Genomic DNA, 14,663 nt, shown 5'->3' on the forward strand with positions numbered 1-14,663 from the left:
TTCCACTTTAGATATTTGTTTAAGATGAGATGTAACTCATTGAAATGTGTCATCATATTCGTCGTCAGAAAACAAGTATTATGCCATTATTTCAATGAGTTATCTTTTTTTGTCGTGTACAAAGTAAAAATATAAAAAATTAAAATGCCGACTGAGACTTTTAAAAGAATAACGTTAGCCTGCCTAAACAACTCTTCCGTCGGTTGCTGGGAGACGACAATCCAGTTCACACTGGGAATGTAGGCAAAACCTGCCAAATTCTCGATTCCCCGACTATTGATTAACCGGACACTTCCCATGCGAGTACGGATCATATAATCCAGCCCGGTATTATTGATAATTTTTTCTCCGATTCTGCTCGGATCGGGATGAAAAATAATTCGATTATCCTGATCAATGACATACATATAACTTTTCTTAAAGTCATATTCGGTAGAAAGCATTTTCTGGATCAGATTATTTTTTTGTAAATAAATCGTGCCCCCCACCATGCCCTGATATTTTTTATTGCGGTCATAGATCGGTTGAGATAGCAGTACAATTAGATTATGTTTAACTGACCAATAAGGGGGAGAAATATAAGTACTTTTATGCTTTAAGGATTCAGTAATTCCCACTGTTTTATATAAAATATGGGGACTCAAGTTTAAACTTCGAGGTGCAAAAGAAATAACTCTGCTTTGCTTATCCACAACCAATACACTGTTAAATTTGTTAGATTGATGTTTAAGACGCTTTGCTTCTTCTTGGATTAATTGGGGATTAGAAAAATCCTGCCCTAACAGCTCAGCACTATATTTTAATTCTTTGAGCATATCATCGAAATGCTGATCTGCGCTGTTGGCAACCTTTGAGGCATATTTGACATTCACTAAAAGTGAATTCTGAATTAATTGGTCTTTAATGACATAATTGAGAATAAATACAGAAACAATAAATAAACACGAAACACTGAGGATAGTCGAAATCAAAATCAGTTTGCGAAGATTTAATTTAAGTGCCAAGAGAATCTGTTTCAAAAACCTGATCCCAAACTATTGTGACTATATTTATATTTTATAATACATTTGATCAATAAGTTAATAAATTCATGTCTAATAAACTCAATGAATGCTATTTTTTAAACCTCAGGTTTGAGTGTGCAGATGCATAAGCTACTCAGTAAAATCACGACAAGTTATTGAATAGAAATTAAAACTTAGCTAAACCTGAAAAATAGACCAAAGATAGCCTCCAATTTCAATGGGGTTATTCAGTTGTTCTCAAACATATGGATACTTTCTGACCAACTATTGCGGATTTAGGAGCTGAATAATCGGTGTCATGCTTAGGCTATTTTCTAGAGAAAAAGCCAGCATACATCATGGGCATATGATCCTTTTCCTTTCTTTTTTGGGCATAAGTCCATCAGTTAAATACGATCTCTGATCGGGCAGGATCTGGACTGGCTCAAATCTTATCTTGCCAGATCACATCGTTGTCTGCTTTTCAAACCCGACATAAAACTGCTCCATCAGCAGCCGCGTTCCACCAGCAGACAGCTAAACCCACAATCCCATTCAAATAGCTTAACCTTGTACTTGATCGTAAATATATCCACGTCTTTACCTTCACGCTTCGCCCACAGCAGCAAGTAACCTGAACCGCAGGTCGGATCATACATGGGAAGCGAGCGCTATTTACCTTGGGTGACCATCTTGGACGATAAGGTTGATATCTTTTGCGGGGTATAGAACTTGCCGGGTTTTTCTTTCCGGCACCGGAAGTAGACTCGCCAATCCTGTATTCGTGAGCATACCCTACTACATCGGCTTCAGTATTGGAAATATCAAAATCAATATCATCTAAATGACTGAGAGCTTTTACCACCAGTTGATTACGGTTACTGGCATTATTGCCGAATTTAGTGAAGTTCAGATACGGGTCTTCAAACAGGTTGGAAAGTCATCGGCAGAATCAGTACCCAGATTACTTTGTTTAATTGACTTAAGGGCACAGTAAATCATCCAGAATAAATTCTCCCTGACAGCCACGCTGCACAAGGCTATAAAACAGTTGTTTTAGGGTTAAGTCCTAACCCGCTTCTTCAAATAGCATTGTTTCTGATTTCTTTAATATATGACACATGCTCAAGATTGTTTTCATCCAGATCAAGGATATAACATCTTCACCCTCTAACAGCTCATTGGCAAAGTTCACCGCTTTCTGACAGGTATTTAAAGAAAATAAAAACCAAGATGTAATCACGCAATTCATCTTCTCCTATGCTGCCACGCAACATATTAGTAATATTCCAAAGTTGTTTTTGTAGCTATTGCAGTTATACCAGGGTCATGCAGAATTCATCAGTTTAATTTTTTATAAGTATAGTTTAGTTTGATAATCAAAAGTTTCCAGCGCTATAGGACTTCATTTGTCGCTGCGATTGGACTTTGTCCAATCTTGCATAGAAATGCGCGACACATGATAAAAATTGTAGCAAGTTGCTACACACTTTAAAGCTTCGCTGATCCCAACATCCAGTTTAAAGCATAGTCATAAAGACTGTAGTAAGTTGCTACACTTTTTAAATAATTTCTTTACCAAAAATCTCATTCAAACGCGCGCGATTTTGCTGAACGAAATCGGGATCATTTTTCAGTTTATATTTCATCTCTTTCTTGAAGTCACTCATGGAAGCACCCGCCACAGCAAAATCCATTTGGAACATAATATCGTTCACAATCACGTTGGCCTGAGAGTCAGTTAGGCAGCCTTCGGTCTTAAACCATTTGCTGAACTGTTTATAATTCGGATCATTGGCATAGATATACCAGGAACGGACTGTCAGATCGAATTTTGCCCCCAGCTCTTTTACAATGGCATTGTCATCAAAATCGACATCCAAGTAGATTTGGGTCTTTTCGTTGCTGTGTGGGATCACCGCCTCAGTATGTCCATTCACAATTTTAAAGCGCACACCCACCACAGGACGGCCTTTCTTGATGGTGTCATATTCGAGTTTAAGGCTGGTTCTTTGATTAATTTCTTCAACAATCTTATCCAGCACATAACGTCTGAAGTCGACCCAGCGATCATATTTTTTTTCGCCAATGTCAGTAAGTGCCTTGATATTTTCCAGTGACAGTTCAACCTCATAGCAGTCTTGATTGGCATATTTGAACTCGTTTTTAATAAAGTAGGAATACAGACTCATACTGGTTACCGAGTCTAAAGCAAATAAATCCTTTAATTGGTAAGTGGTAAAATTGCCGCTTGCCAGACGGGTAAAATAAGGTAGTACTTCACTGGTAAAACGGATCTGCAAGGCATTTTTGGCATCATCTTCCCAACGCAGTTCTCGAATAATTGGAACTACCGAATGGACTTTTTTAACCTTGCGCTTGCTTTCATCTACGGGTTCTTCAATGACAAAATGGGCCACCCGGGAGGACAGCTCTTTATAGATCCGGTCAATCGCGACATTAATGGAATTCTTTTTATCCAGACCCAGCAATTCGCCTAAATCATCTTTATGCAAATAAATGTAGGTTTGCTCGGTAATTTCACGATCTTGATTATTTTTTTCACCATAGTTGGCCACTGCCATCGCATAAAGTAACGCTTTGTACTCATTGGATGACAGTTCGATCGGTCGGATCAGTCGATTGCTGGTACTGACCACGCCATTATGTCGAATATTGCCAATACAATACGGTAAGTATTCTATTTCTTCTTGTTCATTCAGCTTGTTCATAGGTGGAAAAAAAAAGTTATTTTCTACATGTTATACACAAAAGTGGAATCTCATGCAAATTATCCACCATTTTAACTCAGGCAAACCGATCCTTGGCCAAGAAACTCTTAAATCCCAAGCTAAGAGTGGAAAGCTTGTCACTCTGTTTTGCCATTTAAAACACTTTTTAAACATGAAGTGGAAAGCCATATTAAAAATTCACTTTTTAGTGACAAAGCTTCCACTTTTAATATTTCTCAGAAATCTTTAAGTCAGCTAAAAAGGGAAAAAAACCATTAAGCCCTGTAATAAAGTGGAAAGAATAATAAAAAATACACCTTAATAGTGACAAAGCTTCCACTTTTAGACAGTCCAGAAGTGAAAATGTACAGTCGCCTTGATGAAATTAGCAACAAACAGTTTATCCACAGGATAAAAATATCAAAATGACAAGCTTTCCACCTTTAAGGTCAAATAATTCAACTTATCAACAGATTAAAATATTGAATTTAAATAATTTTGTAAGATAAATTTAAGTTTTTTTTTAAACCCGTGACAACCCTTCCACCATAGTGACAGACCTTCCACCTTTCAGTGACAGACCTTCCACCTTTTAGTGACAGACCTTCCACCTTTTAGTGACAAGTCTTCCACCTTTCAGTGACAAACCTTCCACTTTTCGGTGACAAACCTTCCACTTTAAAATCTATAAGATATTGATTTTAAAAAATAAAAAAGTGCTCTAATTATAATTAACTAATTATATTAATTAATACTAATTATAATTAGCTAGCTATATTTTATAAAAAAATCAATTTGTTTGTTTTTTATTCATAATCAGATTATAACTTCAAACTAAGCACAACAAGGTGTAGCAACTTGCTACAAAGTTCTTTATATTACAATAACTCAAGTGAGGATAATTATGACAACTCGGTCAACTAAAATCATTGCAGTGGCAAATCATAAAGGTGGTTGTGGAAAAACAACCACAGTCGTTCATCTAGCGTCTGAACTAGCCGACTTGGGTAATAAAGTATTGGTGATAGATTTAGATCCTCAGGCCAATGCAAGCTTACATATCGGATCAAGACATCCAAGTGAAGTTGAAACCACGTCGGCTGAATTACTACTGGGTGATTTAAACCTATTATCGGATGCCCTGGAAGAAGAAACCAATTTCAAAAACGTTTCTTTAATTTATGGTTCACTCAATTTAGGTAAAGCTGAAGATCAACTCAAAGATGATGCCCCAAGACCATCTGAAGAACTCTCCAATAAGTTGGAATTATTAAAAGGATTGTATGACTTCATCCTGATTGACTGTCCTCCAAGCCTAAAACTGCTCACCAGTAATGCATTGGCAGCCTCTACCCATGTGATGGTACCAATTGAGTCAGGTTCACAATATGGCTTGTATGGAGTAACTGACTTGATTAACCATTTAAGTAAAATCAGACGGGTCAATCCTGAGTTAAAACTTTTAGGCGCCTTGTTGATTAAACATGATGAACGTCAAAACGTCTGTAAATTGATTAGAGATGAAGCTTTAAGCCAAGTCGGTGAACTGTTAAAAACCACCATCCCAATGAGTACTAAAGTGAATCAGGCCGCAATTTTGCAACAGCCTTTATTCAGTGTAGATAAAAACGCTAAAGTTCGTAAAGCTTTCCAAGATTTAGCCAAAGAAATCATCAATCGTGTTGAATAAAAGCCTGCTGAGAATATTATGGTAAGTACAAAAGAATTGCTGGCACAACGTTTACAGCAAAATACTCAAAAGCATCAACAAGCTCAGCAAGAGCATGTTAATGATGTGAAAGAATTGCGTCGTAATGTACAAATTACAGATATCCAGCCAAGCCCAAATCAGCCAAGAAAAATATTTAATCCACAAGATATAGAAGACTTGGCAGCATCGATTGAAGAAATTGGCTTGTTACAACCAATTGCAGTGCGACGGATCCATGACAAATATGAATTAATCGCTGGTGAAAGACGCTTGAAAGCGCATCAAATTCTCAATAAAAACACCATTGAAGTGATTGTGATTGATGCATCTGATGAAGAAGTAGCACTGTTAACGCTAGCGGAAAACCTAAAACGGGAAGACTTAACTGATTATGAAATTTATGTGGGCTTAAGTTCACTGGATGAGAAACTAAAAAAGAACAAGCAAAAACTGGCAAAATCCTTAGGCATGAACCGGGAAGATATGTATAAATATTTATCTTTCGAAAAATTACCTCAAGAGCTGATTGAAGATTTAGAGCAACAACCGGCATTGCTGGCACGAACTGCCGCAACAGCAGTCAAAAAGTTTCTCTCCGATTATGAAGAAAATTACAGCAATGCTAAAAAAGCACTGCTAGAAGCCTGGGCGAAATTACTGAAAAAAGAAGTAGAGCAAACAAAACTGGCAGTATTGGCAGAAAAAATTCTCAAATCGAAAGAAACCAAACAACCCATTAAAACGTCAATCGTGCATAAAATCGAATATGAGGGGAAAGTCGCTGGCAATATCAAGTTTGATCACAATACTTTAAAAGTATCATTAAAGATAAGTGAATTTGATGATCAAAACTTACAGGAGCTGGAAAACCTGTTGAAAAAAATGCTAAATCAGTAATAGAAAAAGGTGTAGCAAATTGCTACACCTTTTTCATTAAGTCGTGAACAATTAGCACCTAAATCAGGATAAGCAGTACTCAAACTAAACGATTATTGACTCAATCAGAATTTAAATAGCTTAAGAAAAATGGGTGACTAAAAAAATCATGCTTAGTATTTAAATTTGAAGTATTTATATATTTTTTGAATTCAGATGCTATAAATTTCTGGTTTTTTATTCGAAAATAAAATGTTAATTCAATTTAAAAAGATTTTTTCTTAATGCTCACCATATTGTTTCAGCAGAAATTATGCCACTTGAATCAAATACTTTTTCAGTGCAAATTAAAACCTTGTCAATGAGTCAGGGAAATAAAGAGGTGATCAATATTGATTTTGATGATTATGAGTTTGCCAATGCATTGATCAGTAAAATCAAAAAAGTCCTGAAATAAAGTTCTAATTATATGAATACATGAGCACTACATAATATAGATTTAGCTCTCAATCCATATTTAGCTCACTATTCGGGTTAGGGGGCTATAAGTGAGATGGGAAACGCTTTTCTGGGGAGAAAAGGTATCTGATAATTATTTGATTACATATTAAGGGAACAATTTTACTAAACAGCAACAAGAATTATGGGGGCTATCATTTTAAAGCACACTGTATTTTTTCCATATTTCATCTTGATGTTCCTTCATCAGAAATGTTGTTACCTTGTTCGAAGTTTAGAATGATTTAAGCTCCGATTTTTGTTTTCCAGATGCATACCCTTTTACTTAATAAAGCAGAAACAACAAAACGTTAAGTGATAAAAATAACATGATTGAGATTTTAAACTACCCGTTTAAAAATCAAAGATAAGTGCTGATGTCGCGATGCATAATTCGTTTTAATTTGATCATGATTCATTCTATAGCTCAACTTTTCAAGCCTGAAATTGCTTAAAAATACGCCTTCGATAGTGCTAAGTGTTTTTTAAGTTTACAGACCTAAGGTGATCACCAAGCTGTTTATGTGTGGTGAAAAGAGAATGATGAAATTCAATTTGGATGATCGTTCATTTAGTAAAACCTACTATCTGGATCGCAATACCCATCCATTAAAAGTTAAAAAAAACATCAATAATCAGAAACTTTTAGAACAAAAAAATTATTCTATTTCTTCTGTTGTGGTCTTAAAAAATTCATCACTTCGACTCGTGGTGAAAACCGTGCAACGAAGCGAGATCGCTGAACGGAACATGTTGGAAAACTTTATCCGTGAGAAATACCGCCAAGTCCATCAGGCCTCAGTCTGTGAATTTTCTTCTACCCTGTTTGCCGGTTATGTTGGGACTGAGATGCAGGTCGTGATTGGTATGGAGCATTTAAGCACGGTAGATGCTTTTCTTGAACGGTATCTAGATGCGTCGATTGAACAGATACTCACTCAATTAAGTAATGTACCAGTGCAAAGACCGCAGATTGTTGAGATTGGCAATTTGGCAGCTTTGGATATGGATAAAGCCAAATTGATGGTGGCTTTTCTGGTGTTTCATTTATCGCAAAAAAATATTGATTGGGCCGTGTGTACCGGTACTGCAGCGGTTCGTTATGTATTGCAAAAAATGGGGTTGCAGTTTTATGTCATTGAAAAAGCCGACCCTGAAGTGTTGGGGGAAGCAAAACTTCAATGGGGCAGTTATTACCAGCAGAAACCTTATGTGCTTGCCATTGATGTAGCTGCAGCATTGCAGTTTACTCAGCAGTTTTACAGTTTCTCTGAATCAATTGACCAGTAGTTCGTCTTGGTAGATATACGGAATTTTAAAATGATGAATCATTTTTTTAAGGCCATTTCAGCCTATGCCCAGCAGGATCCGACACGTGAAGCCATTGTTACTGATAGGGATAGGCTTAACTATGCTGAGCTGAAAAATCAGCTTGAACAGCTTCGTGCTGAGTTAATCAAGCTAAATATTCAACGTCTGGCACTCTGGGGCGTGAATAGTGTGGATTGGATTATCATTGATCTCGCGGCCTAGTTAGCCGGTGTGACCGTAATTCCTATTCCCTTGTTTTTTACCAAAGAACAGGTTCGTCATTTGTTACAAGACAGTCAGGCAGACCTGCTTTGTATGGCAAGTGAAAAAATAAATGATGCACCACAGTGGCTAATGGAATTAGTCGATGAAATAGGCAAGCATGAGGTCTCTGTATCTGTCGATATGTATGCTCGGTTTTTTCGTTTAGCACAGCATCAAACACAGCACCAGGGCTTGCTTCCTTATCAATCCCGGCGGTTGGCAAAAATTACCTATACCTCGGGCAGTACTGGAACGCCGAAAGGGGTATGTCTGGCGGAAGACACTATTGAGTCAATTACCCATTCTCTAAGTCAGGCACTGGCCAGCAGCCAGCTTGGACGGCATTTATGCCTGATTCCATTTGCCACTTTACTGGAAAATATTGCCGGGATTTATGTCGCACTCAATATGGGACGTTCAGTGGTCATAGATGAGGTGAGTCAGTTTGGACTGGTCTCTAATCATACTTTTAATGTACAGCGTTTTGTAAATGCTGTGCAGACTTATCAAATTGAAAGTGTGATTTTACTGCCGCAAATGTTGAAAGCTATTGTGGAATATAGCACTGAATACGGCAGTACAGGTCTCAGTACGCTGAAATTTATTGCCGTTGGTGGCGGGAAAGTATCTGCCGATTTTCTTCAACAGTGCCAGCAGCTAAAACTTCCAGTCTATGAGGGGTATGGCCTGTCCGAGTGTGCCTCGGTAGTCAGTCTGAATCTGCCGGGTGCACGCCGGGTTGGCAGTGTAGGTCGGGTTCTGCCGCATGTCGAGGTTGAGATTGCGGCTAACAGCGAAGTAGTGGTCAAAGGCAATGCCATGCTGGGTTATGTCAACGACTTGGTAGCCACTCCCTATATTCATACTGGCGATGCTGGCTATTTTGATGAAGACGGCTATTTATACATTACCGGGCGCATCAAGCAGATAATTGTCAGCAGTTTTGGACGCAATATTTCCCCAGAATGGGTGGAGTCCAACAGTCTAACCGAACCTGAAATTCAGCAGATTGTCATTTTCGGGGAGGAACAGCCGTATCTGTCTGCTGTGATTTATGCCGATGATTCCACTTCCGAGCAACGGCTTGCAGTGGCAATCGAGAGAGCCAATGCTCGAATGCCTGATTATGCCCAGATTAAACGCTGGTGTCGTGCTCCCGAGCCATTTTCCCTGAGTAACCAGATGCTGACCGATAATGGAAAGTTGCGCAGGCAGCAGATCCAGCAGCATTTTCAGGCTGAATTGACAGCAAATTAACCCATATTTTCTGTGCATGCCCACGTGAACCACAGACCCATGTACAGCAGCAGAGAGTAAACTTATCTAAATGAAGCGTAAAACCCCCACCTGAGAAGCATCGCTTCGCAAGGGTGGGGGATATAAGCGACACGACATGAAATGTCGTTCAAGTTTGATTAATGGTTTTTTAAAATCCATCAAAATATTAATATAAGCACATGAAAACCCTTAAATTGCGTATTAAAGACAAACATTGCAAGGTGCTAGACCAATTGGCATCTGAGGTTAATTTTGTCTGGAATTATGTGAATGATTTAGGGTTTAAACACCTCAAGAGAAAAGGTGAATTTCTCAGTGCTTACGATATTGCTAAATATACCAAAGGCACATCAAAAGAGTGTGATTTACATAGCCAAACTATTCAGGCTGTCACCGAAGAATTGGTCACACGTAGAAAACAGTTCAAAAAAGCAAAACTTAGATGGCGTGTCAGCAATAAGAAATCAGCAAGACGATCACTCGGATGGATACCGTTCAAGAAAGTTGCCATCAAGTATGCTGATGGATACGTTCAGTACGGCAAGCATCAGTTCAAGGTTTGGGACAGTTACGGTTTAAGTCAGTACAGCGTTAAGACAGGTTTATTCGTTGAGGATAGTCGTGGCCGTTGGTATGTGTGTCTGGTGGTGGATGCACCAAAGCAAGTCAAACCGACAGCGACCAAAGCCATAGGCATTGATTTAGGCTTAAAAGATATTGCGACCTGTTCTGATGGCACTGTCATCAGTAATCCGAAATTCTATCAAAAGTATGAGCAGAAATTAGGGATAGCTCAAAGAGCCAAGAACAAAAAACGTGTTCGTGCATTACACGCCAAGATTGCGAATTGTCGTAAAGACCATTTGCACAAGGCAAGCACCATGCTTGTCAAGGGAAATGCACTGATTGTTGTTGGCGATCTGAGTGCCAAAAAACTTGTAAAAACCAAAATGGCAAAGTCTGTTTTAGATACAGGGTTTTCAGCACTCAAAACAATGCTCAAGTATAAATGCGAGAACGCAAGTGTATTGTTTGAAGAAGTCAATGAAGCCTATACCACCCAAATCTGTTCGAGTTGTATGAAAATCTCAAGCAACAGTCCGAAAGGTAGAGCAGATTTGCGAATAAGAGAGTGGCAATGTGAGTGCGGTATCACTCATCAACGGGACATTAATAGTTCCAAAGTCATTCTTGCGCTCGGGCATGAGCGTCTAGCAGTAGGAATCCCCCACCTAGCGAAAGCGTAGGTGGCGGGAGAATGTCAAGAATATTGCATCACAGATTTTAAGCACGACTCATGCACAGATCAAACAGCGTCTGATAGAACAGGGTTGGGTCTTGTTGAGACATGAACACTATGGCGTGACATCTTTTAGTGAACTCATGAATGGTCTATACCAGCGGCTGACCTATGACCCCACCCGGGAAAACATTACTCGTCAGTCGCAGAAAGTCGATGCTGGTACGCAGGCCATGGGGCTACATATTGAAAATGACAGTACCCCGCTGCCACCCGACATCATCGCCTTTTTTAGTGAAAAAAGTGCTTCGCGTGGCTCGCAGACCACCTTATGTGATGGGCATGAGGTCTGGAAAAATCTACCAGATGCTCTCAAGCAGAAATTTGCCGAGCCGATGACCATCAGCCGTTATTTACCCAAGCCGATCTGGCAAAAGTATGTGGCAACTGCGCTAAATATTGAGAATGCTGAACAGGTCGGGCAGCAGGAGCTAGATCGTTTTATCAAGATGCTGCCCGGACAATGCATCAGCCCCGCAGATGCTGAAGGCGTGCAGTACCATTTAAGCATGAATATGGTCCGTCATGACAATCTCAAGGGGGTTCCGGCCTTTGCTAACACCTTGCTGGGGCCTTCTTATAATTATGAAAAACCCCGTTTTCATTTTGCGGATGGTTCAGAAATCAGCCCCGATTTACTGGCTGAACTGGCAGAGCGCTGTGAAAATGAGACCTCGGAAATTGACTGGCAGGATGGTGATCTAGTGATTATCGACAACAAACGTTTTATGCATGGTCGACGTGAAATACTGGTGCCACTTGAACAGCGTAAACTGTATATTTGTATGGGGCTGGGCTTAGATTTTGCCTTTTAAGCAGGATGCTACATCACATTAAAAATTTAACAGAAAGAGAAATGATCTATGTCTAATTTAACCGCAGTCCTTCTTGGTGCAACTGGTGGCATCGGTCAGGCCATTGCAAATATTCTGGGGAAAAATGGCCTGAATCTGGTCTTGGTCGGACGCAATCAGCAGGCTTTGCAGCAGTTGCGTGAAAAATTGCTACAGCATTATCCGCAGTTGCAACTGCAGTTGATCCGTTGTGACCTGGCTGAGCAGCACAGCCGCGATGAGCTGATTCATGCGCTGGCCGCGCTGAATACCCCGATTCACTACTATATTAACAATGCCGGCATTAACGATTTCAGTCTGTTCTCTCAGCAATCACAGGACACCATGGAACAGATGATGCTGATCAATGTGGTCTATCCATTGCAACTGCTCCAAGGCATCATTCCACTGATGTCGAAAACTCAGCCGAGCCAGATTATTCATATCGGCTCTACTTTAGGCAGTATCGGCTATCCGGGCTATGTCAGCTATTGTGCCAGCAAATTTGCCCTGCGCGGTGCGACTGAAGCATTGGCACGAGAATACAGCAAGACCCCACTCAAATTCCGCTATTTCTCGCCACGGGCCACCAATACCGAAATGAACAATCCTGATGTGGTTGAAATGAATGTCCGGCTGGGTACGAATATTGACACACCAGAATTTGTAGCACAGGAATTTTATCAATTCCTGCAGAAAGACTGTCAATCCTATCAGGTCGGCTATCCCGAAAAAATCTTCGTCAAGGTCAATCAGGTCTTGCCGAATATCGTGGCCAATTCTCTTCAGAAAGATCTGGATACTATTTACCAATATGCAGACAAACAAAAAGGGGGATGAGGTTTTAATGCCGTTGGATATGAAGTCTTTATTTGGGCTCTCTTGGTGTACGGTCACAGGCTTGATTTAAAGCCTGCTTAAATTTTGGTTTGGGATTAGACGACTTAATATTCAACTTTGACCAGCTGTGCTGACTGAGTGAGGTTAAAGCAGGGACCAAAAGTATGATGCAGTAGGTGTTGGAATATATCAGCTAGACTGATTGCAAAACGCTCCGGACAAAAGTGGACAGGTTATGCTCATTGACAGCAGATACGCTGACAGGGGGCAAGTATTCAATCCGTGGTTTTTGTGTGCTGGTCTAGAGCGGTTTAAAAATGTGAACAAGATGTTTTTGGGTTTCACATAAAATTCACTTTAAAATCACTATGATCAAATCCGAAATATAATATTTCGAAGATACGAAAATACTGAATCAATCTTAATTTAGATATGACAAATCTTTTATTTTTGATGAACAGTGTTTTTACTGACTCTTAAAATTTAATTGGATGAATCAGTGGTGATACAATTTGTTTCTAAATCAAAATTACCGACTGCTTTCGGTAATTTTGAGATTATAGCATTTCAAGATCAAACGACGGGTGAAGAACATATTGCTCTTGCTCAAGGATTAGAAACGGTTCCTGTAAAACCCGTATTAGTCAGAATGCATTCTGAGTGTCTCACAGGGGACGCTTTTGGTTCATTAAAATGTGATTGTGGCCCACAATTACATGCAACCATGAAAATGATTAATGATGCAGGGCAAGGGGTAATCTTGTATCTACGTCAGGAAGGTCGGGGCATAGGATTGACCAATAAAATTCGTGCATATGCACTGCAAGATCAAGGTCATGATACGCTTGATGCCAATCTGTTGTTAAATTTACCTGCAGATGCCCGGCAGTATGATATGTGTAGCATTATGCTGGATTACCTACAAATTAAAGATGTCCAGTTGATTACAAATAATCCACTTAAAATCAAGGCACTGACTGAGTTAGGAATTAATGTGGTTAGCCGCGTTCCCTTGACGGTAGGCTTAAATCATTTTAATAAAGCTTATTTAGAAACAAAGCAGAAGCGTATGTCACATCTCTATGAAAACAGTGATTTTTAGCCTAGCTTAAGCCTAAACATTTTAACTCTTCTTATTGTTTCTGTTGAAAATAGATCAGGATGACAGAAATTCTGATTTTCACTTTAATCGAGAAAGCTTTGCCTAGACAAAGCTTTCAGTACCACAGCTTAGTACTTAAGTAGATGATTGAACTGCTCCCATTATCCTAGATAAAGCAGAATCTGATCTTCCAGGTGTAATTTGGGTAGTCTGCCTTTAGCTAGAACAGCTTATGCAATTGCTCAACCATTAAATAAAACGTTGACCATGAGATGCTCATAATCGCTTAAGCTGTGTTTCAGAAAGCTGTTTTGAGTCTATGTATTTCATCTAAAAATTATGCATGAATGTTAAAAATTCTACGGTACAAATAATCAACAATAAATAGCTTAATTTTTGATTTATGAAAGAGATATTTTATATATCACATATTCTAAAGCTTTATTTTATGGAAATAAGGCGGTTAAAAAACCTTGCTGATTGGTTTAACTTCTGAAATCTATATTCATATTGCATTTTTTATTCCAAAATAACCTTTACCTGATTGAGAGACAACTGCCTATAACACTCTTAAAGGTATTATCTTTAGTTTAAAAGTTAAAAACTATAAAATTAAAAAGATACCCTCTTCATCTGAACGCTAGCTTTAAATCTCATACATTAACAAGATAATGGATAATATAAAAATAATGGATCATGGATTTTTAATTTAGTAAATAAAATTAATGTATAAGATGTGAAAGGCTAAAAGCTTGCTATAGTGTGCTAAATTTAGCTTTTTATATAGCGCAGATTCAAATCCCAAGTGCAACACATTTGTAGTTAGTTGAAAAAGTTAGGTGTATTCATAGAATCATTAGACTTTTTCAACTCGCAATTGGAAAGCACACAATGAAGAAATACACCCAACTTTC

General features: G+C 38.8%; 12 protein-coding genes and 1 pseudogene. 10 read left to right on the forward strand and 3 right to left on the reverse strand.

The genetic code is table 11. From position 1 onward, the window contains the following. Positions 1–86: 86 nt before the first annotated feature. From FTU91_RS13305 to FTU91_RS13315, 3 genes and pseudogenes are all read right to left on the reverse strand, one after another. Positions 87–1,019: a cache domain-containing protein gene (locus FTU91_RS13305; RefSeq protein ID WP_306669543.1), complete on the reverse strand. Its 933-nt coding sequence runs from the start codon at positions 1,017–1,019 to the stop codon at positions 87–89. A gap of 572 nt (positions 1,020–1,591) precedes the next feature. After that, positions 1,592–2,320, reverse strand: a pseudogene (locus tag FTU91_RS13310) (N-6 DNA methylase); the annotation flags it as partial. 246 nt (positions 2,321–2,566) lie between these two features. Continuing rightward, positions 2,567–3,736: a replication initiation protein gene (locus tag FTU91_RS13315; RefSeq protein WP_180042826.1), complete on the reverse strand. Its 1,170-nt coding sequence runs from the start codon at positions 3,734–3,736 to the stop codon at positions 2,567–2,569. 904 nt (positions 3,737–4,640) lie between these two features. Between FTU91_RS13315 and FTU91_RS13320 the strand changes: the two genes are divergently transcribed. The 10 genes from FTU91_RS13320 to ribA all read left to right on the forward strand — a co-directional run bounded on the left by FTU91_RS13320 (position 4,641) and on the right by ribA (position 13,749). Further along, entirely contained in the window at positions 4,641–5,426 is a 786-nt protein-coding gene (locus tag FTU91_RS13320; protein WP_166171951.1) for a ParA family protein, read from the forward strand. A gap of 18 nt (positions 5,427–5,444) precedes the next feature. Next, entirely contained in the window at positions 5,445–6,344 is a 900-nt protein-coding gene (locus tag FTU91_RS13325; protein WP_180082421.1) for a ParB/RepB/Spo0J family partition protein, read from the forward strand. Between the two features lie 292 nt (positions 6,345–6,636). After that, entirely contained in the window at positions 6,637–6,780 is a 144-nt protein-coding gene (locus tag FTU91_RS13330; protein ID WP_180082423.1) for a hypothetical protein, read from the forward strand. Between the two features lie 581 nt (positions 6,781–7,361). After that, positions 7,362–8,111: a thermostable hemolysin gene (locus FTU91_RS13335; RefSeq protein WP_180082425.1), complete on the forward strand. Its 750-nt coding sequence runs from the start codon at positions 7,362–7,364 to the stop codon at positions 8,109–8,111. Positions 8,112–8,141: 30 nt separating this feature from the next. Beyond that, complete coding sequence (locus FTU91_RS16675; RefSeq protein ID WP_257221743.1) at positions 8,142–8,354, forward strand: hypothetical protein; 213 nt, start codon at positions 8,142–8,144, stop codon at positions 8,352–8,354. A 9-nt stretch (positions 8,355–8,363) separates the two neighbouring features. Beyond that, a complete protein-coding gene (locus FTU91_RS13340; protein WP_368856217.1) occupies positions 8,364–9,653 on the forward strand; it encodes an AMP-binding protein in 1,290 nt (429 codons plus the stop codon). Positions 9,654–9,853: 200 nt separating this feature from the next. Beyond that, entirely contained in the window at positions 9,854–10,921 is a 1,068-nt protein-coding gene (locus FTU91_RS13345) for an RNA-guided endonuclease TnpB family protein (protein ID WP_180082427.1), read from the forward strand. 34 nt (positions 10,922–10,955) lie between these two features. Continuing rightward, positions 10,956–11,789 (forward strand): TauD/TfdA family dioxygenase, encoded by an 834-nt coding sequence (locus FTU91_RS13350; RefSeq protein WP_368856218.1) that lies wholly within the window; start codon positions 10,956–10,958, stop codon positions 11,787–11,789. 48 nt (positions 11,790–11,837) lie between these two features. Beyond that, positions 11,838–12,647: an SDR family oxidoreductase gene (locus FTU91_RS13355; RefSeq protein WP_180082429.1), complete on the forward strand. Its 810-nt coding sequence runs from the start codon at positions 11,838–11,840 to the stop codon at positions 12,645–12,647. A gap of 499 nt (positions 12,648–13,146) precedes the next feature. Further along, positions 13,147–13,749, forward strand: a complete 603-nt coding sequence (gene ribA / locus FTU91_RS13360) for a GTP cyclohydrolase II (RefSeq protein WP_180082431.1) — start codon at positions 13,147–13,149, stop codon at positions 13,747–13,749. Positions 13,750–14,663 lie beyond the last annotated feature (914 nt).

The organism is Acinetobacter sp. YH12201, from assembly GCF_013418145.1.
In the GTDB taxonomy this organism is placed as follows: domain Bacteria; phylum Pseudomonadota; class Gammaproteobacteria; order Pseudomonadales; family Moraxellaceae; genus Acinetobacter.

Bases quoted from the DNA above. Each gene is read 5' to 3' on its own strand.
- FTU91_RS13315 (WP_180042826.1), bottom strand. From the start codon at position 3,736: ATGAACAAGCTGAATGAACAAGAAGAAATAGAATACTTACCGTATTGT.
- FTU91_RS13320 (WP_166171951.1), top strand. From the start codon at position 4,641: ATGACAACTCGGTCAACTAAAATCATTGCAGTGGCAAATCATAAAGGT.
- FTU91_RS13325 (WP_180082421.1), top strand. From the start codon at position 5,445: ATGGTAAGTACAAAAGAATTGCTGGCACAACGTTTACAGCAAAATACT.
- FTU91_RS13330 (WP_180082423.1), top strand. From the start codon at position 6,637: ATGCCACTTGAATCAAATACTTTTTCAGTGCAAATTAAAACCTTGTCA.
- FTU91_RS13335 (WP_180082425.1), top strand. From the start codon at position 7,362: ATGATGAAATTCAATTTGGATGATCGTTCATTTAGTAAAACCTACTAT.
- FTU91_RS16675 (WP_257221743.1), top strand. From the start codon at position 8,142: ATGATGAATCATTTTTTTAAGGCCATTTCAGCCTATGCCCAGCAGGAT.
- FTU91_RS13345 (WP_180082427.1), top strand. From the start codon at position 9,854: ATGAAAACCCTTAAATTGCGTATTAAAGACAAACATTGCAAGGTGCTA.
- FTU91_RS13355 (WP_180082429.1), top strand. From the start codon at position 11,838: ATGTCTAATTTAACCGCAGTCCTTCTTGGTGCAACTGGTGGCATCGGT.